Source organism: Streptococcus sp. HMSC076C08 (assembly GCF_001810825.1).
Taxonomy (GTDB): Bacteria; Bacillota; Bacilli; order Lactobacillales; family Streptococcaceae; genus Streptococcus.
The window spans coordinates 21,248-45,648 of the sequence record NZ_KV802736.1; the positions used below are offsets into that span (position 1 = coordinate 21,248).

The following is a 24,401-nucleotide window of genomic DNA, read 5'->3' on the forward strand; positions in this document are numbered from 1 at the left end:
CGTTATTTATTTATCAGCTTGCCCATAAGACAAACATCTAAAAATATCCCTTCTGCTAAATAGGCTCCTCTTTCTTGTAAGCCTTCTGTGATAAATCCCATTTTTGAATAGAGGTGGACTGCAGCCTCGTTTCGTTTTTGTACACTAAGTTGCAAACGGCGCAAGACGCCACTGACTTTAGCCCACTCGATGCCTTCTTCTAGAAGTATAGTCGCCAAGCCTTGGTTCCAAAATTTCTTGCGAACTGCTAGAAAAACATCACCGATATGTCGAACTCTTAAATGTTGGTCTGCTGTGATATTTAAGACTCCTGCAATCTCATCATTCAGTAAGGCGAGGAGAGTAATTTGATTCTCTGATGCAGCTTGTTTTTCGATAAAAAGAGCCATTTCAGAAGCTGTCATCATGATGCCATTTTCATCTAGGCTAGTAAAGTCTGTCTCTTGACCGACACAATCTAAAAATGCAATCAAGGCTGTAGCATCTGACATCTCTGCCTCACGAATACACAACTCATACTCCATCTTGAAACTCCTTGATGAGTTGTTCAGCCCGAGAGCCATGAGCCGTAAAATGAAGACAACGACCATCAGCTTCTTTCAAAATTTCCAACTCCAAGTAAGAATCTGGTAAATCTTCACCCAAAAGATGCCCCCACTCAATAACAGTCACACCGCCACCAAAGAGAAACTCATCCAAGTCAATAGAATCAGCATCACCTTCGATACGGTAGACATCCAAGTGGTAAAGTGGCAAACGTCCTTCATACTCTCTGACAATGGTATAGGTTGGACTTTTAATCATCTGACAGATATCCAAGCCCTTGGCAAGGCCTTTTGTAAAGGTTGTTTTACCCGCACCTAACTCTCCAGTCAAGATTAGAACATCGTCTTTTTGAAGCAAATGACCTAATCTTTCTCCGAGAGCTAGAAGCTCTTCTTCATTTTTTGTGTGCATGCTACTATTATACCAAAAAGTTTTCTTTTGTGTGAATTTTCTTTATGGACTTACTATAACAATTTTGAAAAATTCTCCTCCACTTAAAAGAATACAACTATTGAAAAAACAAACAAGATATCCCGAATCAGGTGTCCATAAAAGGAGATTTCCCTTTGAATACATTTTGGAAAAAGAAAACGTGCGCATAGAAAACCAACACTGATATAAAGGAGAATCGAGAAAATCACTAAGGGATTCCTCAAGAAAACCATCGTAGCTAGAACGGAAATGACGACTGTTTTCTTTTTATTTAGGTGATTTTCTATATCGCGAAAAATTTTATCAAAAGGTAAGAAAATCAATAGATCTACTCCTAGCAAGAAAAAGAAGGAGGGTAAAAAGAGGTCAACCAATTCCTGCTGCAATTCGCTAGTGGTTTGGATGCTTTCTGAGAGAACCAGACAGGTTGCCAGAAGATTGATTACTAAAAGGAGGTAATAAACAAGGCTCACTTTCTTTTGAACATGTAAAATACTATGTCTAGACTGGTCTGCTGTATGGAAATAATTTATCCCAGCACACAAAACAGAAAATCCTACTATCAAAATCAAAAAATAAACATTGGCCTGTTTTAAAGATAAAAAGGTTTCTTTCCATAATAGACAACTAGAAAAACTAATCTGGATGACTGCAATCAACAACAATAGGCGAATTGATTTTACCATTTCTTTTCCCTCCCTATATGGGATTATACCTTGTGAGGAGTTTGAAATGATTGTTTCCGCCTCAAGTGTTCATTTTTTGTGCTCAACTGACCAAAAAAACAGTTCTGTGTACAACAGAACTGTTTTTTTGCCAGTCTAATCCTTAAACCAGAGAGCAATTTCACGTTTTGCAGAAGCTTCCGAATCGGAGCCGTGAACTACATTTTGAATGGCTTGATTGTCTCCTGCAGCCTTGGCAAAATCTCCTCGGATAGTTCCCGGTAGAGCTTCTTCTGGACGAGTAGCTCCCATCATAGTTCGCCAAGTTTCAATCACTTTCGGACCTGATAGAACGCCCACCACTACTGGTCCTGAAGTCATAAACTGACGGATAGGAGGATAAAAACTTTTTTCAACCAAGTCTTGATAGTGTTGATCAATCAAAGCTTCTGAAACTGCTGAACGTAGCTCTAATTTTTCGAGTTTGAAACCTCGTTGCTCCATTCTTTGCAGAATTTCGCCAACCAGCCCTCTTTTCACACCATCTGGCTTAATGATAAAGAATGTTTGTTCCATATGGACACCTCCTTGGCATTTTAGTTCTTCTATTCTACCATACTTTATGAAAAAGCGGGAAAATTTTCTGAAATAAAACAAAGAGAACCCAAAGGTTCTCTTGTTTGCTTTTATTCTACTGTTTCCTCAACTTGGATTTCCACAGTTTCATCTACTGGAGCGTTTTCTGCCTCTTCTTGTTCTGGAGCCAGATATTCTGCTTCATTGATAGCTTGTGGTTCAAGGTTACGGTAGCGAGCCATACCAGTACCAGCTGGGATGATCTTACCGATGATAACATTTTCCTTGAGTCCAAGGAGATGATCTTTCTTACCACGGATGGCCGCATCTGTAAGGACACGAGTTGTTTCCTGGAAGGAAGCTGCTGACAAGAAACTATTTGTTTCAAGTGAGGCTTTGGTGATTCCCATAAGAACTGGGCGACCAGTCGCTGGAACTCCACCTGCGATAAGAACATCCTTGTTAGCATCTGTAAAGTCGTTGATGTCCATGAGGGTACCCATAAGAAGGTCTGTGTCACCTGGATCCATGACACGAACTTTACGGATCATTTGACGAACCATTACCTCGATGTGTTTGTCACCGATTTCTACCCCTTGGCTACGGTAAACTTTTTGTACTTCACCGAGAAGGTAAGTTTCAACTGACAAGACATCACGAACAGCAAGGAGACGTTTTGGTTGGATAGAACCTTCTGTCAATGCTGCACCGCGAGAGACTTGGTCTCCAACTTCGACACGCATACGGGCTGTAAATGGTACCACGTATTCGCCTTCTCCAGTTTCACCCTTAACGAAGACTTTCTTGGTACGAGTTGACGCGTCTTCTTCGATGGCAGTAACTTGTCCTTTGACCTCTGTGATGACCGCTTCCCCTTTAGGATTGCGGGCTTCAAAGATTTCTTGGACACGAGGAAGACCCTGAGTGATATCGGTATTTGAGGCAACCCCACCCGTGTGGAAGGTACGCATTGTAAGCTGTGTACCAGGTTCCCCGATAGATTGGGCAGCGATTGTACCAACTGCTTCACCAACTTCAACCGCATCACCAGTCGCCAAGTTGATACCGTAACAGTGACGGCAGACGCCATGACGAGTGTTACATGTAAATACAGAGCGGATAGTAACTTCTTCCACACCAGCATTGACAATTTCACGCGCCTTGTCCTCTGTAATCAACTCATTTGGACCGATGATCACTGCACCAGTTTCTGGATGTTTAACAGTTTTCTTAGTGTAACGACCGTTGAGGCGTTCTTCGAGAGACTCGATCATCTCTTTTCCTTCTGCGATAGAGCGGATCAAGAGACCACGGTCTGTTCCACAGTCGTCCTCACGGATGATAACATCTTGGGCAACGTCAACCAAACGACGAGTCAAGTAACCTGAGTCGGCTGTCTTAAGGGCCGTATCGGTCATACCTTTACGGGCACCGTGAGTTGAGAAGAACATTTCGAGTACTGACAAACCTTCGCGGAAGTTTGAAAGGATTGGCAATTCCATGATACGTCCGTTCGGAGCGGCCATCAGACCACGCATACCGGCAAGCTGTGAGAAGTTTGAGATGTTACCACGGGCTCCAGAGTCCATCATCATAACGATTGGGTTCTTAGGATCTTGGTTGGCAACCAAACGTTTCTCCAATTTTTCACGGGCTGCACGCCATTCAGCTGTAACAGCGTTGTAGCGCTCGTCGTCTGTGATCATACCACGACGGAATTGTTTGGTGATTTGTTCTACACGTTTGTGTGATTCTTCGATGATTTCAGCCTTGTCTTCAACAACTGGGATATCGGCAATACCTACTGTCAAACCTGCAAGAGTTGAGTGGTGGTATCCGAGGTTCTTCATGCGGTCAAGTAGTGCAGAAGTTTCTGTCGTACGGAAACGTTTGAAGATTTCAGCGATGATATTCCCAAGATTTTTCTTCTTGAATGGAGGGTTGAGTTCAAGATTGCGAATAGCTTCCTTGATATCTCCACCTAGTGGCAAGAAGTACTTAGCTGGAACACCTTCTGTTAAGTTGGCATTTGTTGGTTCTTGCAAGTAAGGCAGACCCTCTGGCATGATGTCGTTGAAGAGGATTTTACCAACTGTTGTCAGCAAGACCTTGTGTTTTTGCTCTTCTGTCCATGGTTTGTTGAGGCTATCTGTCGCGATACCAACACGTGAATGGAGGTGAACATAACCATTGCGGTAAGCCATAACCGCTTCGTCACGGTCTTTGAAGACCATTCCTTCACCTTCACGACCAGCTTCTTCCATGGTCAAATAGTAGTTACCCAAAACCATGTCCTGAGAAGGAGTAACAACTGGTTTACCATCTTTCGGGTTCAAGATGTGCTCAGCAGCAAGCATAAGGATACGCGCTTCTGCTTGGGCTTCTTCTGAAAGCGGTACGTGGATGGCCATTTGGTCCCCGTCAAAGTCGGCATTGTAGGCTTCACAGACAAGCGGGTGCAAGCGAAGGGCCTTACCATCAATCAAGACTGGCTCGAAGGCTTGGATCCCCAAACGGTGAAGGGTCGGTGCGCGGTTCAAAAGTACTGGGTGTTCTTTGATTACTTCTTCAAGAATATCCCAGATACGTTCGTCTCCGCGTTCCACCAAGCGTTTAGCCGCTTTGACGTTCTGCACGATGTCACGAGCAACGATTTCACGCATGACGAATGGTTTAAAGAGCTCGATCGCCATTTCACGTGGCACCCCACATTGATACATCTTAAGCGTTGGACCAACGGCGATAACGGAACGTCCTGAGAAGTCAACACGTTTACCGAGCAAGTTTTGACGGAAGCGCCCTTGTTTCCCTTTAAGCATGTGGCTCAATGATTTCAGTGGACGGCTACCTGGTCCTGTGATTGGACGACCACGACGACCGTTGTCAATCAAAGCGTCAACCGCTTCTTGAAGCATACGCTTCTCATTTTGAACGATGATACCTGGTGCGTTCAACTCAAGCAAACGAGCCAAGCGGTTGTTACGGTTGATAACACGGCGGTAAAGGTCGTTCAAGTCAGATGAGGCAAAACGGCCACCATCCAACTGCAACATTGGACGAAGGTCTGGTGGAATAACTGGAAGGATGTTGAGAATCATCCATTCAGGTTTGTTTCCAGACTTGTAAAAGGCATCCAAAACATCCAAACGACGGATGGCTTTGACACGTTTTTGTCCAGTAGCTGTCTTCAACTCTTCTTTGAGTTCGGCAATTTCTTTTTCAAGATCTACTTGTTTCAAGAGGTCTTGGATGGCTTCGGCACCCATTTTGGCAACGAATGATCCATAACCATACTCACGCAAGCGCTCACGGTATTCGCGCTCTGTCATGATAGACTTGTGCTCAAGTGGTGTATCCTTAGGATCAATCACCACATAAGCCGCAAAGTAGATAACTTCCTCGAGGGCACGAGGGCTCATATCAAGAGTCAAGCCCATACGGCTTGGAATCCCCTTGAAGTACCAGATGTGAGATACAGGAGCTTTCAACTCGATGTGCCCCATACGCTCACGACGAACTTTTGTACGCGTTACTTCAACCCCACAGCGGTCACAAACAATCCCTCTGTAACGAATGCGTTTGTACTTACCACAAGCACATTCCCAGTCTTTTGTAGGACCAAAGATGACTTCATCAAAGAGTCCTTCACGTTCTGGTTTCAACGTACGGTAATTGATTGTTTCAGGTTTTTTGACTTCTCCATAAGACCATGAACGGACTTTGCTTGGAGAAGCTAGGGTGATTTGCATACTTTTAAAACGATTTACATCAACCACTATTTCTTCCCTTTCTATTCTAAGTGAACTGCTTATTCTTGTTCAGCAGCTTCTTCTGTTGCTTCCGCTTTTGTTGCTTTCTCAGCTTCTTCAGCTTCAAAGGCTGCTTTAGCCTCTTGGGCTGCTTTTTCGCGGGCTTTTTCAAGGTCATCTACGTGGATGACATCTTCGTCCATTCCTTCATCCAAGTCGCGAAGTTCCACTTCTTGGTCATCTTCATCAAGGACACGCATGTCAAGACCAAGAGATTGCAATTCTTTCACAAGAACTCGGAAGGATTCTGGAACACCTGGTTTTGGAATTGGTTTTCCTTTTGTAATGGCTTCATAAGCTTTCAAACGTCCGTTGATATCGTCAGACTTGTAGGTCAAGATTTCTTGAAGGACATTTGACGCACCGTAGGCTTCAAGAGCCCAAACCTCCATCTCACCGAAACGTTGTCCACCAAACTGAGCTTTACCTCCGAGTGGTTGTTGGGTAACGGTTGAGTATGGTCCGACTGAACGAGCGTGCAATTTATCATCAACCATGTGGTGGAGTTTGATCATGTACATGACACCAACTGATACACGGTTGTCAAACGGCTCACCTGTACGTCCGTCGTAAAGGATTGTCTTAGCATCGCTATCCATACCTGCTTCTTTAACAGTGTCCCAAAGGTCTTCAGAACTTGCTCCGTCAAAGACTGGTGTTGCGATGTGGATACCAAGAGTACGGGCTGCCATACCAAGGTGGAGCTCCATAACCTGACCGATATTCATACGCGATGGCACCCCAAGTGGGTTCAACATGATATCGACTGGAGTTCCGTCTGGAAGGTAAGGCATGTCTTCTACAGGAACAATACGAGAGACAACCCCTTTGTTTCCGTGACGTCCGGCCATCTTATCTCCGACCTTGATCTTACGTTTTTGAGCGATGTAGACGCGAACCAGCATGTTAACACCTGATTGCAACTCATCTCCATTTGCACGTGTAAAGATCTTAACATCACGAACGACACCATCGGCACCGTGAGGTACTCGAAGAGAAGTATCACGCACTTCACGAGACTTGTCTCCGAAGATAGCGTGCAAGAGACGTTCTTCAGCTGAAAGGTCTTTTTCACCCTTAGGTGTGACTTTACCTACAAGGATATCCCCTTCTTTAACCTCAGCACCGATACGGATAATACCCATTTCGTCAAGGTCTTTAAGAGCATCTTCCCCAACGTTTGGAATTTCACGAGTAATTTCTTCAGGCCCAAGCTTTGTATCGCGCGTTTCTGATTCGTATTCTTCGAGGTGGACAGATGTGTAGACATCGTCTTTGACCAAGCGTTCGCTCATGATAACGGCATCCTCGAAGTTGTAACCTTCCCATGTCATGTAGGCAACGATTGGGTTTTGTCCAAGCGCCATTTCCCCTTTTTCCATAGAAGGTCCGTCAGCGATAAAGTCGCCTTTTTCAACGACATCGCCAACTTTAACGAGAGTGCGTTGGTTGTAAGCAGTACCTGAGTTTGAACGACGGAATTTTTGGATGTGGTAAACGTCCAATGAACCATCTTCGCGGCGTACTTCTACCTTGTCAGCATCTGCGTATGTAACTTTACCATCATACTGGGCAATAACAGCAGCACCAGAGTCATGAGCTGCTTGGTATTCCATACCAGTACCAACGTAAGGTGCTTTTGGATCAATCAATGGCACGGCCTGACGTTGCATGTTGGCACCCATGAGGGCACGGTTGGAGTCATCGTTTTCCAAGAAAGGAATACATGCTGTCGCAACGGCAACTACCTGTTTTGGTGACACGTCCATGTAGTCAACCACTTCTGCTGGATACTCTTGGTTGACCCCTTGGTGACGTCCCATGACAACTTTTTCAGCAAAGGTTCCATCTTCGTTAAGACGAGAGTTGGCCTGCGCTACAGTGAATTCATCTTCTTCATCGGCTGTCAACCAAACGATTTCATTCGTAACAACACCTGTTTCACGGTCAACCTTACGGTATGGTGTTTGAACAAATCCATACTTATTCAAGTGTCCGTAAGATGACAAGTTATTGATCAAACCGATGTTAGGTCCTTCAGGTGTCTCGATTGGGCACATACGACCGTAGTGAGTGTAGTGCACGTCACGAACTTCATATCCAGCACGGTCACGAGTCAAACCACCAGGTCCCAAGGCTGACAAACGGCGTTTGTGAGACAACTCAGAAAGCGGGTTGTGTTGGTCCATGAACTGTGACAACTGTGATGAACCAAAGAATTCTTTAACCGCAGCTGTTACAGGACGGATATTGATGATTTGTTGTGGTGTTAAAACTTCATTGTCCTGAACAGACATACGTTCACGGACATTACGTTCCATACGAGAAAGTCCAAGACGTACTTGATTGGCAAGCAATTCACCAACTGCACGGATACGACGGTTTCCAAGGTGGTCGATATCATCCACACGTCCGATACCTTCTGCCAAGTTGAGGAAGTAGCTCATCTCAGCAAGGATATCTGCAGGAGTTACAACACGAACCTTGTCGTCTGGATTGGCATTTCCGATGATGGTTACAACACGGTCTGGATCCGTTGGGGCAACAACCTTGAATTTTTGAAGGAGAACTGGTTCTGTCAAAACAGCTGCATCGTTTGGAATATAAACGATCTTGTTCAAGTCGCCATCCAAGTGGTGCTCGATACTCTCGATCACGCTACGAGTCATGACGGTACCAGCTTCTACCAAGATTTCACCAGTTTCAGGGTCTACCAATGGCTCCGCAATGGTTTGGTTGAGCAAGCGTGTTTTAACGTTGAGTTTTTTATTGATCTTGTAACGACCAACAGCTGCCAAATCGTAGCGGCGTGGGTCAAAGAAACGTGCTACAAGCAAGCTACGTGAGCTTTCAGCAGTCTTAGGCTCACCTGGACGAAGGCGTTCGTAGATTTCTTTCAAGGCTTCGTCTGTACGAGAGTCCATTGGATTCTTGTGGATATCTTTTTCAATAGTGTTGCGAACCAATTCGCTATCACCAAAGATATCAAAGATTTCATCATCACCTGAGAAACCAAGTGCACGAACCAAGGTCGTAAATGGAATCTTACGAGTACGGTCGATACGAGTATAAGCGATGTCTTTTGAGTCGCTTTCAAGTTCCAACCAAGCTCCACGGTTAGGGATAACAGTAGAACCGTAGCCCACTTTACCGTTCTTGTCTACTTTATCATTAAAGTAAACACCTGGTGAGCGGACCAACTGAGAAACGATAATACGTTCACCACCGTTGATGATGAAAGTACCCATTTCGGTCATGATTGGGAAATCACCAAAGAAGACTTCTTGGGTCTTGATTTCGCCTGTTTCTTTATTGATCAAGCGGAAGGTTACAAAAATTGGTGCTGAGTAGCTAGCATCGTGGATACGAGCTTCTTCGAGCGTGTATTTGGGTTCCTTGATTTCATATCCAACAAATTCCAACTCCATTGTGTCTGTGAAGTTTGAAATTGGCAATACATCTTCAAACACTTCCTTAAGACCGTGATCTAGGAAATCTTTGAATGAATCCGTTTGAATTTCAATCAAATTTGGTAAGTCAAGAACTTCTTTGATTCTTGAAAAACTACGACGGGTACGATGTTTCCCGTATTGAACGTCATGTCCTGCCAAGATGATTCTCCTTTGTAAATAAATTCCAAGCCTTGTCAATCAGGCTTTTCTAATCGTCATATGGTTTTTAAAACCCCTATCACCGTGTCCCTTTGACGAATTTTCAGAATCTTTAAATCTTTGTTACAAGCACTCAAAAACCTGAAAAAAAGCACAAAAAGAGCAGCTAAATCTGACTTTTTCAGAAGATTTAACTGCTGTGAGCCTTGTCTGGACAATATTTCAGACAAAACCTACGACAAATGATTACTTTTATTATACCTTATTTAGCTAGATTTTTCAAGGTTTTTTTACTATTTTTTAAACAATCTTTTCCTATATATTATTTTAAAATTTCAAGAGAATGAAGCATTATATTTTCTCTCAAAAATCAGGAAAACGCTTGCACTAATGTTTACCTCGTGCTATACTGTTAGGGAACAACTACACAAGGAGAATTGTGATGAAAAAGATCCCATCTCAAACTGAGAAAAAAATGATTTATGGTATCCGTTCCTTGAAGAACGGAACTGGTTCTGTCCTTATTGGTGCCAGTATTGTCTTGCTTTCTGCTACAATGCCAACTATTTCGGCCAACGAAAACCTTCCTCAAACTCAGGAAAATACCAGCGCTGTGACCAAGGCCCCTACTGAGATTGAAACGAGTCAAACTCAAACGGAAACGCCTATTTCTGAACAAAAGAATGCAAACGCTTCCCTTGATTCTAAAAAAGAAGCTCCAGCTGTGGAAACTACTACGGTACCAGAAACACCTAAAACAGAAGATGCTGCTACAAGTCAGGCTAATAGCGCGGAAGAGAAAGTAGATGCCAGCACTTCGGCGCCAACTTCAGATCAAAAACCACAAGCTGACACATCTTCTGAAGAACCCATCGCAGACAACCACTTCCGCATCCACGTAAAAAAACTCCCAGAAGAAAACAAAGATTCTCAAGGTCTTTGGACTTGGGACGATGTTGAAAAACCGTCTGAAAACTGGCCCAATGGAGCCAAGTCCTTCAAGGATGCCAAGCAAGATGACTACGGCTATTACCTAGATGTCAAACTCAAAAATGAGCAAGCCAAGAAAGTCAGCTTCCTTATCAACAATACCAAAGGAGATAACTTGACTGGGGACCGTTCGGTAGAGCGCCTCTCTCCGAAAATGAACGAGGCCTGGCTAGATGAAAACTACAAGGTATACAACTACCGCCCTCAACCAGCAGGAACTATTCGTGTCAACTACTACCGCACCGATGGCAACTATGATAAAAAATCTCTTTGGTATTGGGGCGATGTCAAAAACCCAAGCAGTGGAGAATGGCCTGACGGTACTGACTTTACCGCAACTGGAAAATATGGTCGCTACATTGATATCCCACTCAATGAAGCTGCAAGAGAATTTGGATTTTTATTACTAGACGAAAGCAAGAAAGGCGACGATGTGAAAATCAGAAAAGAAGATTATAAATTCACTGATCTAAAAAATCACAGTCAGATTTTCCTCAAAGATGATGACGAAACCATCTACACCAACCCCTACTACGTTCACGATATCCGTATGACTGGTGCCCAACACGTGGCTAAATCTCGTATCGAAAGCAGTTTTTCTACCCTCGTTGGAGCTAAGAAAGACGATATCCTCAAACACTCCAGCATCACTGATTACCAAGGGAATAAAGTAGCTATCACAGACGTGGAAGTGGATGAGGCAGGTAAAAAAGTGACCTACATCGGCAACTTCTCTGACACCCAACACCCGTACACTGTCAGCTACAATTCAGACCGCTTTACCACACGTTCAAGCTGGCGCCTCAAGGATGAATCCTACAGTTACGATGGTCCACTCGGCGCAACTCTAAAAGAAGATGGCAAGCGTGTTGACCTCACGCTCTGGTCTCCAAGTGCTGATAAGGTTTCCGTTGTTGTCTATGACAAGAAAGACCCTGAAAAAGTAGTTGGAACTGTCGCCTTTGAAAAAGGAGAAAAAGGAACCTGGAAACAAACTCTGGATGCAAACTCTGGTCTCGGTATCAGCAACTACACTGGCTATTACTACCACTACCAGATCGAGCGCCAAGGTAAAACTGTCCTCGTTCTTGACCCTTATGCCAAATCATTAGCGGCTTGGAACAGTGACCTAGCAAAAACAGATGCCGCTCATAAGGTCGCTAAAGCTGCCTTTGTCGATCCAGCGAAGTTAGGTCCGCAAGACTTGACCTATGGAAAGATTCGTAACTTCAAATCACGTGAAGATGCTGTTATCTATGAGGCTCATGTGCGTGACTTCACTTCGGATCCTGCCATCGCAAAAGACTTGACCAAGCCATTTGGTACCTTTGAAGCCTTTATCGAAAAACTAGACTATCTCAAAGACTTGGGTGTGACCCACATCCAGCTCCTTCCAGTCTTGTCCTACTACTTTGTCAATGAATTGAAGAACCAAGAACGTTTGTCTGCCTACGCTTCAAGCAACAGCAACTATAACTGGGGATATGACCCTCAAAACTACTTCTCCTTGACTGGTATGTACTCAAGCGATCCTAAGGATCCAGAAAAACGTATCGCAGAATTCAAAAACCTCATCAACGAGATCCATAAACGTGGTATGGGAGCTATCTTGGATGTAGTCTACAACCATACTGCCAACGTTGATATTTTTGAGGATATTGAGCCAAACTACTATCACTTTATGGACGCAGACGGAACTCCACGTACTAGCTTCGGAGGCGGCCGTTTGGGAACTACCCACTACATGTCTAAACGTGTCTTGGTAGACTCCATCAAGTATCTGGTTGAAACTTACAAAGTAGATGGTTTCCGCTTTGATATGATGGGTGACCACGATGCGGCTTCTATCGAAGAAGCGTATAAAGCTGCACGCGCCCTCAATCCAAATCTTATCATGCTAGGTGAAGGCTGGAGAACCTATACTGGTGATGAAAATACGCCTGTACAACCTGCTGACCAAGATTGGATGAAGAAAACAGATACTGTCGCTGTCTTTTCAGACGACATCCGTAACAACCTCAAGTCTGGCTATCCAAACGAAGGTCAACCTGCCTTTATCACAGGTGGAAAACGCGATATCAATACCATCTTTAAAAATCTGATTGCTCAACCAACTAACTTTGAAGCAGACAGTCCTGGAGATGTTATCCAGTACATTGCAGCCCATGATAACTTGACCCTCTTTGACATCATTGCCCAGTCTATCAAAAAAGACCCTAGCAAGGCTGAAAACTACGCTGAGATTCATCGTCGTTTGCGACTTGGAAACCTCATGGTCTTGACTGCTCAAGGAACTCCCTTTATCCACTCTGGTCAGGAATACGGACGTACCAAACAATTCCTAGACCCAGCCTATAAGACTCCTGTTCCTGAAGATAAAGTTCCAAACAAGTCTCACTTATTGCGTGATAAGGACGGCAAGCCTTTTGTCTATCCTTACTTTATCCATGACTCTTACGACTCTAGTGATGCTGTCAACAAGTTTGATTGGACCAAGGCAACAGATGGTAAAGCCTTCCCTGAAAATGTCAAGAGCCGTAACTACATGAAAGGATTGATCGCCCTTCGTCAATCGACAGATGCCTTCCGACTCAAGAGTCTGCAAGACATCAAAGAGCGCGTCCACCTCATTACTGTTCCAGGACAAAATGGCGTTGAAAAAGAAGATGTGACCATCGGCTACCAAATCACTGCTCCAAACGGTGATGTCTACGCTGTCTTTGTCAATGCGGATGATAAGGCTCGTGAATTTACTCTAGGAACTGCATTTGCTCACTTGAGAAAGGCTGAAGTCCTGGCAGATGAAAATCAAGCCGGACCAGTAGGAATCGCTAAACCTCAAGGTCTCGAATGGACTGAAAAAGGCTTAAAATTGAACGCTCTCACTGCCGTTGTTCTCCGCTTGTCTCAAGGTGGTGCCATTGTCGCCCCAGCTGTGGAAGAAAAACCAGAGTTTAATCTTTCTAGCTTGGAAGTTGAACCAGAACAAGGCCAAGCTCAAAACCTAGTAGCAAATCCTGACTCTCAAGAAACTGCTGCAGAGGCTCACTCTCAGAACCTCCTTCCAAACACAGGAACTGAGAGCAAATCCCTCCTTGCCCTTGCTGGATTTAGCATCCTTGCCCTTCTCGGACTTGGATGGTTGATGAAAAACAAGAAAAAGAAATAATGCTCAATGAAAATCAAAGAGTAAACTAGGAAGCTAGCCGCAGGCTTTACTCGAGTACGACAAGGCGAAGCTGACGTAGTTTAAAAAGATTTTCGAAGAGTATAAACTAGCCCTCCTATAGAAAAACACCCCATGATTAGAAGACTCTTCTAGCCATGGGGTGTTGTTTTTATGATACACTTATCTATCAAATCATATATTCTACACTATAGGTTGCATCTGATAAGATACGAGCCAGAAACTGCTTGGTTCGTTCTTCTTGTGGACGACTAAAGAAATCGTGGGGATTGTTCTCCTCTACGATACGGCCTCCATCCATGAAAATAACGTGGTTTGCGACATCTCTAGCAAATCCCATCTCATGCGTGACGACCACCATGGTCACACCTTCTCCCGCCAACTGTTTCAGAACATCCAAAACATCTCCAACCAACTCAGGGTCTAGTGCAGAAGTTGGTTCATCTAGCAAAATGACCTCGGGCTTGACGGCAATGGCACGCGCAATTCCTATTCGTTGTTGTTGCCCTCCAGATAGTTGTGAAGGGTAGTAGTCCTTATAAGCAAGTAAACCAACTTTTTCCAAGGCAGATTCTGCACGTTTGAGCGCTTCTTCCTTGGGAACTTTACGAGCTACGATTAGGCCTTCTAGAATATTTTCCAGAGCAGTTTTATTCGCAAAAAGATTGTAGTGCTGGAAAACAAAGGCTGTTTTTTGGCGAATTTCTAGAATGTCTTTCTTGCTTAATTTGGCTAAGTCATAGGTTTTTCCTGCCAAGGTCAAACGGCCACTATCAGCTTTTTCTAAGTGGTTGAGACAACGGAGAAAGGTCGTTTTCCCCGAACCTGATGGCCCTAAGATAACGACGACATCCCCTTGGTTGACCTGGAGATTGACATCCTCCAGCACCTGCCTCTCACCAAATGTTTTTGCGATATGTTCTACTTGTAACATCCTGTCCTCCTATACAAAACGCGCACTAGATGCTTTTGCACTTTTTTCTTTTTTCACATAGCCTTTTTCCAGTAGAGAGAAGCCCCACTGAATCAAACCACAGATCAAAATATACTGCAAAAAGATCACAAAATATGACTCAAAATACTGGTAACCGTAGGACGCTTCCACACGAGCAATAGCGGTGATATCCTTGATGGTCATAACAAAGACCAGGGAGGTTCCCTTGACGATATTGATCACCAGATTGGCCAAGTTAGGCAAGGCTGAGCGCAAGGCTTGAGGAAAAACAATCCTTAGATAGGCCTGGGGCGTAGTCAAGCCAATCGCATGCGCTGCCTCTAGTTGTCCCTTGTCCACCGTCAAGATAGCTGAACGCAAAATCTCCGACAAACTCCCGACTGTCATCAAACTATAAATGATAAAGGCATAATAGAGAGGATCAAGTTTGAAAATATCAAAGTCACTTCCTATGCTTTTGAGAAATTGATTCAGCAGGCTTGGAAACAAACTATAAAAGAAGAGAATCAATAAAATCGGAGGAGTCGCTCGGATAAAGGCCAGATAGACCAGAGAAAAACTCCTCACACCTCGAACCTTGTAAATCTGCCCCAAGGCTAAAAATAGAGCTGGTAAAAAGCTTAAGACCATAGCCACAATCATGATAATCAAGGTGATTGGCACACCCTTCAAGGTCTCCAGAAAGGTCTTTACAATATAGTCTATATCCATTTCTTACCTCCCTTTTGTTTCCAAAGACTTCTCAAGCAAACGACTCAAGCTAGAAATAACCAAGGCAATCCCCCAATAAAGAAGCGCAACTGCCGTATAGGTTTCCAGAGAGTAGTTCCCTAAATTGCGACTGATCAAGAGATTCCCGGCCCCCATAACATCAACAAAACCAATCGTATAGGCCAAGGCAGCATCCCGCATGAGATTGAGAATAGCAGTTGTTATATTGGGAAGAGCAACTTGAAAAGCTTGAGGAAAAATGATTCTCCAAAAAGTCTGACTTGGAGTCAAACCAATACTAAGCCCGGCCTCTGTCTGCCCCTTTGGAATAGCTTGATAGGCCGCCTTGAAAACCTCGGCAACAATAGCCGCAAACAAGAGAATCATCGTCAAGAGAACAAAAATAGTTTTAGACCAGTTGTTGATATCCAAACCAAGCCACCATTTCAGAAATTCTGGCAAGCCATAAAAGACTAGAAAAAGCAAGACAATCGGCGGTGTACAACGTAGGGTAAAGATATAGCCTTTGGAAATCGCTGCAAAACTCTTGTCATCTCCTACTTGTGCCCAGGCCAAGAGACCTCCAAAAAGGGAACCAAGAAGAGTGGTAAAAAAGAGAATGAACAAGGTCATAGGAAGTGCCTGCCATAAGGTCGGCAAAAACTGAAAGACCTTGGAAAAATCATAAGAAACCATGCAAAACCCTTTCTAGTCTTGGAATTTCTGGTCTAGTCTTTGTCTACATAACTAAAGACATCTTCTTTAAAGTATTGCTGAGATAACTTAGCAAGCGTTCCATCTTCCTTCAACTCTTTGATTGCTTTTTCATATTCTTTAGCGAATTTCTCACCCTTTTCATCACGGTGAATCAAGGGATAAGTTGGAATGCCCTTGTATGGGAACCAGCTGAGTTTATCCGCATATTGGTGGTAAGGGCCATCTTCTGCGGTAACTGCTTTTTCAAAGGACAGTTTGATATCAAAGAAGGCGTCATAACGTCCTTCTAAGACCCAGGCATAGGCATCTGCTACTTTAAAGGATTCTGCTGCTGTTAGCTCAATCGGTGCGTCCTGATGTTTTTCATTGTAGCTGGTGATAACATTCCATTGAGCATTCTGTGGAGAGATGGGAACCAATTTCCCTTTATTCTTAGCAAAGTCATCAATTGTTTTGTATTTCTGTTCATCTTCTTTTCTGACAGTAAATCCGATGATGCTCGCTCCCACTGGTTCAGATGGAATGACAAACTTTTTAGCTCGTTCATCTGTGTACCAAGCTCCCTTGGTTCCGATGTCATACTTGCCTGATTCCAGACCAATCAAGAGGTCATCATCACTGGTACCTGTATATTCAAATTGATAGTTTGCCAACTTCTCATCAACAGCCTTCAAAACAGCTACTTCATAACCATCTGATTCCCCTTTTTCATTGACAAAGTCATAAGGTACGTAGTTTTGTGTATGGGCAACCTTCAAGGTTATGACTTCAGCAGACGAAGCCGTTTCTCCCTCCTTGGCTGGAGCGCCAGCTAAACTTCTCCCGATAATCGTTGCCCCAATTACTGCAACAACTGCTACACCACCGATAATCCATGCTTTTTTACTCATCTTTTTCTCCTTTAGTTTTCAAGCGCTTCTCTCACCCACTGGATACGTTCAACTGCGATATCACTTGGAATGGTACAATCTGCCCCAAGTACCAAGCCCTGTTCCCCAGCTTCTGCAACTAGTTTCTTTGCCTCAGCCTGAATGGCATCCTTGCTACCAGTATACAGTAAGCCTGTCTTGCCATTTTCAAATCCTCCAAGAACCGTACGTCCCTTGAAAATCTCACGACCTTCCTTGAGAGTGATTCCCTCTGGTCCTACAGCCCAGTTAAAGACTTGGGCTGGATAGTCTGCAAAAAGGTGAATATCATTTCGCGCTCCCTCGTAGCCACAGATATGAAGAACTGTGACTCCACCAACAGCACTAGCTGCTTCCAGAACCGTTATCTCGCTAGGTGCAATGACGGCTTGATAATCTGCTGCCGACACTCGTTGATCTTGGATACTCTGCACGCTGAGGTAGATTCCATCAGCACCAGCCTCTTCGATAACAGCTCGGCTGAGACTCGCAATATCCTCTGCAATCACATCCAACACCTTCTTAAGAGCTTTAGGATCTTCCACCAAAAAATCAGCAATGAGATCATCGCCACCAGACACTTCCCCCAGTAGCCACTTGAGATAGGTCACAGGAGCAAAAATATTGTAAATCGCAACGATATCTTCTGTAAACTCTTGCTTGATTTTCTGAACCAAGGCCACCTGCTCTTTTATCCAAGCGTGCTCTGGTCCGAGTGGTTGAATGGTCGCCAATTCTTGAAGTGATTTGCCTTTGGCAATCGCTGGATTTGGATAAGCAAAGTAGCCATCACTCATTAACTTGATAAAGTCTGGCTGAATTTCTCGTATAAAGCGCTTATGGCCCTCGATATTCTTCTCGATAATGACTGGATTTGAGAAACCGTGTAGCCATTCGTCTTCGGATGTGAAATGGTGCCAAAAACCAACTGGCACACGATCAACCTTTTCACCTCTAAATGCTTTTAAAACCCATTCTCTTTTTTCTGACATTCTTATTCTCCATTTCTTACTTTTTCAACTAATAAACTGCTTGCGATATCATTCGAGCGTAGAAAGGGAAGACTGGACTTGGAAAAATCCTGAACTCCACGACATCTCTCTCCATTTTTACAATGCCCATTTTTTACGACGCTTATGGCAACCAAAGCCAGCAAACCGACAACTGCAATGAAGATGCCCCATCTTTTACTTTTCATAACTCCTCCTTTTAGAGAACAGCTGCCTGCCGAATCCAGTCCAACCTCTCTAAGTCAAAGTCATCTGGAACAGTACAGTCAGCTCCCAGAAGAACGCCTTTACTACCCGCTTCAGCCAGCAACCGTCTTGTTTCATCTTGCAATTCCGCCTTGGAACCTTGATAAAGCAAACTTTTTTTGCCATTTTCAAATCCACCTAAAACGGCCTTGCCTGGAAACAACTCTTGACCTTGTGTCAAACTAACATCCTCATGATGAGTCGCCCAGTTGACCACTTGAGCTGGATAGTCCTTAAATATCGTCACATCATTGCTCGCACCTTCAAAACCACAGATATGGAGGATATTGGTCCCACCAACCTGATTGGCTGCCTCCAAAATCGCTATATTGCTCGGTTCGATATAGGTTTGGTAGAGTGCTGGTGTGATGCGCTCATCTTGAATTTCCTGGGTGCTAAGGTAAATCCCGTCAACACCGCCTTGCTGAATGATTTTCTGAGTTAGGGAAGCAATATCTCCTGCGATCACATCTAGAATCACTCTGAATTGCTCAGGATTTTCAAGCAATAGATTAGCCACTTCCTTATCTCCTCGAGAAGTTTCTGTACGGAACCAGCGCTTGAGGTAGGAGATCGGTGAAAAGATATTGTAGAAAGAAGCAATCTCTTCTGTAAAGGTCTCTCGAATCGCTTGTACCACTTCCACCTGTTGCTGAATCCATGGGTGTTCCTCACTAATCGACTCAATAGAAGACAGCTCCTGAATGCTTGCGATCTTAGGACTATAGACATTACTTGGATAAAGGAAAAAACCGTCGCTCATAATTTTGACAAAATCAGGGCGAATCCTTTCCACATAGTTGCGATGCCCATCAACACTTTTTTGAAAGATACGTGGATTATTTAATCCCTGCCCCTTTTCTTCGAGTGTTACAAAATGAAACCAAAATCCGACAGGAACTCTTTCCACTTCATCGCCTCGAATCGCTCTAAAGACTAGATCTCTTTTACTTGCCATACCTCTCTCCTTCCATTTGGATTGAAACCATCTTACCACTCCTTTTCCCCTTTTCCCAATATATATTGACTATCAACTCGATTGGAAATTTTTATATCTATAAAGAAAAAAATCCCTGAAAAGCTTGATGTTACTAGCCTTTCAAAGATTTACTTTATTTTCATCTATTTTTCAAAAAGGAGCTGATATAGATTTTCTATCAAGCCGATTGGAAAATTTTATATCCATCTTCATTCCCAAATTAAGTACATAATTTTATCCTAATACCAAATTACTACTGAAAAATTTATTTTCTCCCAATATTCCCTTGCACAAATCCCGCGAAAACGCTACAATATTAATAGACTATTATTAGGAGGATGGGATTATGAAAATATCCAAAGTTACCATTACAATTGCTTCTACACTTGCTTCCGTCATTTTACTGACTGGCTGTGGTACAAATTCGGCAAATTCACAGACAACACAAAGTAGTACATCTGACAATCAGGTTACAATGACCTATGATCAGTTGCGTTCAAGAGAAAATACTATGTCAACTCTTTGGTATCAAAAAGCAGCTGAAACCAAGGCACTCTATCTACAAGGTTACAATGTCGCTACTAATCGTTTGAAAGAACTACTAAAAACACAGACAGATAAACCCTACTCTATCGTTTTGGACTTAGACGAAACCGTATTAGACAATAGCCCTTATCAAGCGCAAAATGTCAAAGATGGAACAGCATTTACCCCAGAAAACTGGGATGTCTGGGTAAAAAAGGCCGCAGCCAAGGCTGTACCAGGTGCTAAAGACTTTCTCCAATTTGCAGACCAAAACGGTGTCCAAATTTACTATGTATCTGACCGCACGATAGATCAGGTAGATGATACGATCAAAAACCTAGAAAACGAAGGGATTCCTGTACAAAGCCGCGATCATCTCATGTTCTTAGAAAAAGGCGTCAAATCTAAAGAAGGTCGTAGACAAGCAGTCCAAGAAAAAACCAACTTAGTCATGCTACTAGGAGACAATCTTGTGGACTTTGCAGAGTTTTCAAAGACCTCTGAAACTGAGCGCGACCAAAAATTAGAGGAATTACAAAAAGAGTTTGGTGAGAAATTCATCATTTTCCCTAACCCAATGTACGGATCATGGGAAAGTACTGTTTACAATGGTAATAAATTGGATGCCAAGGGTCAAACTGAAGAGCGCCAAAAAAACTTACAAGGTTTTGATAAATAAAATAAGAGAACTATCTACCAGTTTACACCAACCACAAGATATCGTATTTGTGAGAATATCAAAAAAGACGATTTCCGCTTGGATAATCGCCTTTTTTGCTATTTTATCTTGTACTTGGTATAAACTAGTATATATTCCACTAGATAGTATGCTCTATCGCTTGTACCACTTCCACCTGTTGCTGAATCCATGGGTGTTCCTCACCAATCGACTCAACTGATTGGATTTTTTTATAACCCTTCTTTCATGGCAAAGTAAGCACGCACTTTTGGTGCGACTTGCGTTCCAAAAAGTTCAATAGCTCTCAAAACTTGATCATGAGGCATGGAACCAAGCGGTAGATGGAGCATGAAACGGTCCAAGCCTAAATCCTCAATCATGCGAATCAATTTTTCTGCTACCTGGTCTGGATTTCCCACAAACATGGCACCATTTGGACCAACTTGCTCCAAATATTGCTCATAGGTCAACTCCTGCCAGTGTGGACGGTCCTTGGAAATCGCATCCACCACTTGCTTAGTCGGATGGAAATAATCTTTTACAGCCTGTTCGCCATCCTCAGCAATCCAGCCCCAAGAATGAGCCCCCACTTTCAGGTCTTTATCCGCATGACCGGCATCCCTTCCAATCTCACGATAAGCTTGAATCAGCTTTTTAAAATAACGCGGATTGCCACCGATAATGGCATAGACAATCGACAGCCCTGCCCGAGCAATCTTCACTGTTGATTCGACATGGCCACCTGTCGCCACCCACAATGGCAATTTGTCCTGAACAGGACGGGGATAGACTTCTTTGCCAGAAATCGTTTGGGTCAATTGACCTTGCCAATTCACTTTGGTGCTTTCATTTGCCAACTGAAGCAGATCTAACTTTTCATCAAAGAGAGTTTCATAGTCTTTCAAGTCATAGCCAAACAGTGGGAAAGACTCGGTAAATGAACCACGCCCAGCCATAATCTCTGCCCGTCCATTTGACAAGGCATCGATGGTAGCATATTGTTGGAACAAGCGAATCGGATCCATACTCGAGAGAATGCTGACCGCACTAGTCAAACGAATCTTTTTGGTATTGACTGCCCCAGCTGCAAGAACAATCTCTGGCGCCGATACCGCAAAGTCCTCCCGATGATGCTCCCCAATCCCGTACACATCCAAACCAACCTTATCAGCCAGCTCAATTTCTGCCACCAACTGACGAATGCGTTCATCATGACTGTAAATCTGCCCGGTCGCTTCTAGAGCTGTTGTTTCACCAAATGTTGAAATTCCTAATTCTACCATCCTGTTTCCTCGCTATCTCTTTTAGTTTTAGGGTATTTTATCACTAATTAGTTTTATTTCCAATAAATTTGCTCATTAGAAAAAGTCTAGATGAACTAGACTTTCTTAGCTTATTCTACTGTTACTGACTTAGCAAGGTTACGTGGTTTGTCCACATCAAGGCCACGGTGGAGTGTTGCAAAGTAAGCGACCAATTGCGTTGGTACGACCATTGAGATTGGTGAGAGGTAAGGGTGGACGGTCGTAAGGACGATATCGTCTGTCTCTTTAGCAACATTTTCTTCTGCGATAGTGAGAACCTTAGCACCACGGGCTGCAACCTCTTGGATATTTCCACGAGTGTGGTTAGCAAGGATTGGATCTGACAAGAGGGCCAAGACAGGCGTTCCTTCTTCAATCAAGGCAATGGTTCCATGCTTGAGTTCTCCTGCCGCAAAGCCTTCACACTGGATGTAAGAAATCTCTTTGAGTTTGAGGCTCGCTTCCATGGCTACATAGTAGTCTTGACCACGTCCAATGTAAAAGGCATTGCGAGTGGTTTCAAGAAGGTCACGAACCTTGGCATCAATGGTTTCTTTTTCAGAAAGAGTTGATTCGATAGACTGAGCTACGATTGACAACTCATGAACCAGGTCAAAGGCTTGCGCTTTGGCATTGCCGTTTGCCTCTCCGACTGCTTTTGCAAGGAAGGCAAGGGCTGCGATTTGCGCTGTGTAGGCCTTGGTTGATGCCACGGCAATTTCAGGTCCTGCGTGAAGAAGCATGGTATGATTGGCTTCACGTGAAAGGGTTGAACCTGGGACGTTTGTCACTGTCAAGCTTGGGATTCCCATTTCATTAGCCTTGACCAAAACCTGACGGCTATCCGCTGTTTCACCAGACTGACTGATAAAGATAAAGAGTGGTTTCTTGCTGAGAAGTGGCATACCGTAGCCCCACTCAGATGAGATTCCAAGTTCAACAGGTGTATCTGTCAATTCTTCCAGCATTTTTTTAGAAGCAAATCCTGCGTGGTAAGATGTCCCAGCTGCAAGAATGTAAATACGGTCTGCATCTTGAATAGCCTTGATGATAGCTGGGTCAACGACTACTTGACCAGCCTCATCTGTGTAGGCTTGGATGAGTTTACGCATAACCGTTGGTTGCTCATCAATTTCCTTGAGCATGTAGTAAGGATAAGTCCCCTTACCGATATCTGACAAGTCGAGCTCAGCAGTATAGCTAGCACGCTCACGACTGTTACCATCATAGTCTTGAACTTCGACGCTATCAGCCTTGACGATTACCAACTCTTGGTCATGAATTTCCATGTATTGGTTGGTCTCACGAATCATAGCCATAGCATCTGAGCAGACCATGTTGTAGCCTTCTCCAAGACCAATCAAGAGTGGTGATTTGTTCTTAGCGACATAGATGACATCTGGATTTTCAGAGTCAATCAAGGCAAAGGCATAAGAACCACGAATGATGTGAAGGGCTTTTTTGAAGGCTTCAAGAACTGAGAGACCTTCTTCTTCTGCAAATTTCCCAATCAAGTGAACAGCGATTTCCGTATCGGTTTGCCCCTTGAAGTGGTGACCTGCAAGGTATTCTTCCTTGATTTCAAGGTAGTTTTCAATCACTCCATTGTGCACCAAGACAAAACGTCCCGTCTCAGAGCGGTGTGGGTGAGCATTATCTTCCGTTGGTTTCCCGTGAGTCGCCCAACGCGTATGTCCGATACCTGTTGTTCCCTCAACACCAGCTGTCTTGGCAGACAATTCTGCGATACGACCGACAGCCTTGACTAGATGATTTTCAGCACCACCTAGGACAAAAATCCCCGCAGAATCATAGCCACGGTATTCGAGCTTTTCAAGCCCTTGAATCAAAATATCAGTTGCATTTGTGTTTCCAACAACACCAACAATTCCACACATAGTATATACGACACAGACCAGCTGTGCTTTCTCCTTAAATTGGTATAGTCTAATTCTCGCTTTACGGAATCAGCAAAAACAGTATATACTTGTTTTTCTCACTTGTCAAGGATAAAAATTGGTATAGTTTTTCTATCTGGTATTTTATCAAGATTTCACTTGATACCTGACAAGTCGGCATCAATTACTTATAATAAGGGGAGGAGGTATTCGCCATGTGGTTTTTCTTCGCACTTTTATCAGCTATCTTTGCAGCCTTAACGTCAATTTTAGCCAAGATTGGGATTGAAGGAGTTCCATCCAATCTAGCAACTGCTATTCGTACAGTCGTCGTCATTCTTATGGCCTGGGCTATGGTTTTCTTGACCAATAGTCAGACCGAAATTGTCAACATCAGTAAAAAAAGTTGGCTCTTTCTCATCTTATCAGGCTTAGCCACTGGCGCCTCCTGGCTCTGCTACTACAAGGCCCTACAGATGGGCAATGCGACTGAGGTATCTGCTGTCGATAAATTCAGTCTCGTCATTACCCTCGTTCTAGCCTTTTTCTTCCTACAGGATGTCCTGACGTTTAAAACAATTATTGGCTGTATCCTGATTACGATTGGGACCTTGGTGATGATATTGTAATAAAAAGTGAGATGAACACCATCT

The 24,401-nt window shown here is 43.6% G+C and carries 18 protein-coding genes; 3 read left to right on the top strand and 15 right to left on the bottom strand.

Going from position 1 to position 24,401, the window contains the following annotated elements; all coding sequences use genetic code 11:
- Nucleotides 1-2: 2 nt before the first annotated feature.
- The 6 genes from HMPREF2766_RS08370 to rpoB all read right to left on the bottom strand — a co-directional run bounded on the left by HMPREF2766_RS08370 (nucleotide 3) and on the right by rpoB (nucleotide 9,639).
- A complete protein-coding gene (locus HMPREF2766_RS08370) occupies nucleotides 3-524 on the bottom strand; it encodes a GNAT family N-acetyltransferase (RefSeq protein WP_070569270.1) in 522 nt (173 codons plus the stop codon).
- Nucleotides 514-957 (bottom strand): tRNA (adenosine(37)-N6)-threonylcarbamoyltransferase complex ATPase subunit type 1 TsaE, encoded by a 444-nt coding sequence (gene tsaE, locus HMPREF2766_RS08375; RefSeq protein ID WP_000556957.1) that lies wholly within the window; start codon nucleotides 955-957, stop codon nucleotides 514-516. The genes HMPREF2766_RS08370 and tsaE overlap by 11 nt, the downstream gene beginning before the upstream one ends.
- An 83-nt stretch (nucleotides 958-1,040) precedes the next feature.
- The gene (locus tag HMPREF2766_RS10305) at nucleotides 1,041-1,664 is read right to left on the bottom strand and encodes a hypothetical protein (RefSeq protein ID WP_070569273.1); all 624 of its coding nucleotides are present in this window, start codon (nucleotides 1,662-1,664) and stop codon (nucleotides 1,041-1,043) included.
- Between the two features lie 135 nt (nucleotides 1,665-1,799).
- On the bottom strand, nucleotides 1,800-2,219 hold the full coding sequence (gene ndk / locus HMPREF2766_RS08385) for a nucleoside-diphosphate kinase (RefSeq protein ID WP_070569276.1): 420 nt from the start codon (nucleotides 2,217-2,219) through the stop codon (nucleotides 1,800-1,802).
- A gap of 110 nt (nucleotides 2,220-2,329) precedes the next feature.
- Entirely contained in the window at nucleotides 2,330-5,995 is a 3,666-nt protein-coding gene (gene rpoC, locus HMPREF2766_RS08390; RefSeq protein ID WP_070569279.1) for a DNA-directed RNA polymerase subunit beta', read from the bottom strand.
- A gap of 32 nt (nucleotides 5,996-6,027) precedes the next feature.
- Nucleotides 6,028-9,639 (bottom strand): DNA-directed RNA polymerase subunit beta, encoded by a 3,612-nt coding sequence (rpoB, locus tag HMPREF2766_RS08395; RefSeq protein WP_044021431.1) that lies wholly within the window; start codon nucleotides 9,637-9,639, stop codon nucleotides 6,028-6,030.
- Between the two features lie 442 nt (nucleotides 9,640-10,081).
- On the opposite strand from rpoB, the gene HMPREF2766_RS08400 reads away from it, so the two are divergent.
- Complete coding sequence (locus tag HMPREF2766_RS08400; protein WP_070569282.1) at nucleotides 10,082-13,798, top strand: pullulanase; 3,717 nt, start codon at nucleotides 10,082-10,084, stop codon at nucleotides 13,796-13,798.
- Nucleotides 13,799-13,985: 187 nt separating this feature from the next.
- Here HMPREF2766_RS08400 and HMPREF2766_RS08405 read toward each other — a convergent pair whose 3' ends face one another.
- Genes HMPREF2766_RS08405 through HMPREF2766_RS08435 form a run of 7 tightly spaced genes read right to left on the bottom strand, consistent with a single transcriptional unit; the run spans nucleotide 13,986 to nucleotide 19,321 of the window.
- Complete coding sequence (locus HMPREF2766_RS08405; RefSeq protein ID WP_000942252.1) at nucleotides 13,986-14,750, bottom strand: amino acid ABC transporter ATP-binding protein; 765 nt, start codon at nucleotides 14,748-14,750, stop codon at nucleotides 13,986-13,988.
- A gap of 9 nt (nucleotides 14,751-14,759) precedes the next feature.
- A complete protein-coding gene (locus HMPREF2766_RS08410) occupies nucleotides 14,760-15,482 on the bottom strand; it encodes an amino acid ABC transporter permease (RefSeq protein ID WP_000350561.1) in 723 nt (240 codons plus the stop codon).
- Between the two features lie 3 nt (nucleotides 15,483-15,485).
- Nucleotides 15,486-16,178 (bottom strand): amino acid ABC transporter permease, encoded by a 693-nt coding sequence (locus tag HMPREF2766_RS08415; protein ID WP_070569285.1) that lies wholly within the window; start codon nucleotides 16,176-16,178, stop codon nucleotides 15,486-15,488.
- A gap of 32 nt (nucleotides 16,179-16,210) precedes the next feature.
- Nucleotides 16,211-17,089 carry a transporter substrate-binding domain-containing protein gene (locus HMPREF2766_RS08420; protein WP_000037003.1) on the bottom strand — a complete coding sequence of 293 codons (879 nt, stop codon included), beginning with the start codon at nucleotides 17,087-17,089 and terminating at the stop codon, nucleotides 16,211-16,213.
- An 11-nt stretch (nucleotides 17,090-17,100) separates the two neighbouring features.
- Nucleotides 17,101-18,099, bottom strand: a complete 999-nt coding sequence (locus tag HMPREF2766_RS08425) for a uroporphyrinogen decarboxylase family protein (protein WP_001291555.1) — start codon at nucleotides 18,097-18,099, stop codon at nucleotides 17,101-17,103.
- A gap of 2 nt (nucleotides 18,100-18,101) precedes the next feature.
- Nucleotides 18,102-18,305: a hypothetical protein gene (locus HMPREF2766_RS08430; RefSeq protein WP_000837737.1), complete on the bottom strand. Its 204-nt coding sequence runs from the start codon at nucleotides 18,303-18,305 to the stop codon at nucleotides 18,102-18,104.
- A gap of 11 nt (nucleotides 18,306-18,316) precedes the next feature.
- Entirely contained in the window at nucleotides 18,317-19,321 is a 1,005-nt protein-coding gene (locus HMPREF2766_RS08435) for a uroporphyrinogen decarboxylase family protein (RefSeq protein ID WP_070569288.1), read from the bottom strand.
- 367 nt (nucleotides 19,322-19,688) lie between these two features.
- Here HMPREF2766_RS08435 and HMPREF2766_RS08440 point away from each other — a divergent pair, with 367 nt between their 5' ends.
- A complete protein-coding gene (locus HMPREF2766_RS08440) occupies nucleotides 19,689-20,546 on the top strand; it encodes a 5'-nucleotidase, lipoprotein e(P4) family (protein WP_065371543.1) in 858 nt (285 codons plus the stop codon).
- Nucleotides 20,547-20,776: 230 nt separating this feature from the next.
- Here HMPREF2766_RS08440 and HMPREF2766_RS08445 read toward each other — a convergent pair whose 3' ends face one another.
- Entirely contained in the window at nucleotides 20,777-21,829 is a 1,053-nt protein-coding gene (locus tag HMPREF2766_RS08445) for an LLM class flavin-dependent oxidoreductase (protein ID WP_042902945.1), read from the bottom strand.
- A gap of 110 nt (nucleotides 21,830-21,939) precedes the next feature.
- Nucleotides 21,940-23,748, bottom strand: coding sequence for a glutamine--fructose-6-phosphate transaminase (isomerizing) (gene glmS / locus HMPREF2766_RS08450; RefSeq protein ID WP_042902946.1), 1,809 nt, complete (start codon nucleotides 23,746-23,748; stop codon nucleotides 21,940-21,942).
- A gap of 215 nt (nucleotides 23,749-23,963) precedes the next feature.
- Here glmS and HMPREF2766_RS08455 point away from each other — a divergent pair, with 215 nt between their 5' ends.
- The gene (locus HMPREF2766_RS08455) at nucleotides 23,964-24,377 is read left to right on the top strand and encodes an EamA family transporter (RefSeq protein WP_000264204.1); all 414 of its coding nucleotides are present in this window, start codon (nucleotides 23,964-23,966) and stop codon (nucleotides 24,375-24,377) included.
- Nucleotides 24,378-24,401: the final 24 nt, after the last annotated feature.

Coding starts and splice junctions, on each gene's coding strand:
- HMPREF2766_RS08370 (WP_070569270.1), bottom strand. CDS start 524: ATGGAGTATGAGTTGTGTATTCGTGAGGCAGAGATGTCAGATGCTACA.
- tsaE (WP_000556957.1), bottom strand. CDS start 957: ATGCACACAAAAAATGAAGAAGAGCTTCTAGCTCTCGGAGAAAGATTA.
- HMPREF2766_RS10305 (WP_070569273.1), bottom strand. CDS start 1,664: ATGGTAAAATCAATTCGCCTATTGTTGTTGATTGCAGTCATCCAGATT.
- ndk (WP_070569276.1), bottom strand. CDS start 2,219: ATGGAACAAACATTCTTTATCATTAAGCCAGATGGTGTGAAAAGAGGG.
- HMPREF2766_RS08400 (WP_070569282.1), top strand. CDS start 10,082: ATGAAAAAGATCCCATCTCAAACTGAGAAAAAAATGATTTATGGTATC.
- HMPREF2766_RS08405 (WP_000942252.1), bottom strand. CDS start 14,750: ATGTTACAAGTAGAACATATCGCAAAAACATTTGGTGAGAGGCAGGTG.
- HMPREF2766_RS08410 (WP_000350561.1), bottom strand. CDS start 15,482: ATGGATATAGACTATATTGTAAAGACCTTTCTGGAGACCTTGAAGGGT.
- HMPREF2766_RS08415 (WP_070569285.1), bottom strand. CDS start 16,178: ATGGTTTCTTATGATTTTTCCAAGGTCTTTCAGTTTTTGCCGACCTTA.
- HMPREF2766_RS08420 (WP_000037003.1), bottom strand. CDS start 17,089: ATGAGTAAAAAAGCATGGATTATCGGTGGTGTAGCAGTTGTTGCAGTA.
- HMPREF2766_RS08425 (WP_001291555.1), bottom strand. CDS start 18,099: ATGTCAGAAAAAAGAGAATGGGTTTTAAAAGCATTTAGAGGTGAAAAG.
- HMPREF2766_RS08430 (WP_000837737.1), bottom strand. CDS start 18,305: ATGAAAAGTAAAAGATGGGGCATCTTCATTGCAGTTGTCGGTTTGCTG.
- HMPREF2766_RS08435 (WP_070569288.1), bottom strand. CDS start 19,321: ATGGCAAGTAAAAGAGATCTAGTCTTTAGAGCGATTCGAGGCGATGAA.
- HMPREF2766_RS08440 (WP_065371543.1), top strand. CDS start 19,689: ATGAAAATATCCAAAGTTACCATTACAATTGCTTCTACACTTGCTTCC.
- HMPREF2766_RS08445 (WP_042902945.1), bottom strand. CDS start 21,829: ATGGTAGAATTAGGAATTTCAACATTTGGTGAAACAACAGCTCTAGAA.
- glmS (WP_042902946.1), bottom strand. CDS start 23,748: ATGTGTGGAATTGTTGGTGTTGTTGGAAACACAAATGCAACTGATATT.
- HMPREF2766_RS08455 (WP_000264204.1), top strand. CDS start 23,964: ATGTGGTTTTTCTTCGCACTTTTATCAGCTATCTTTGCAGCCTTAACG.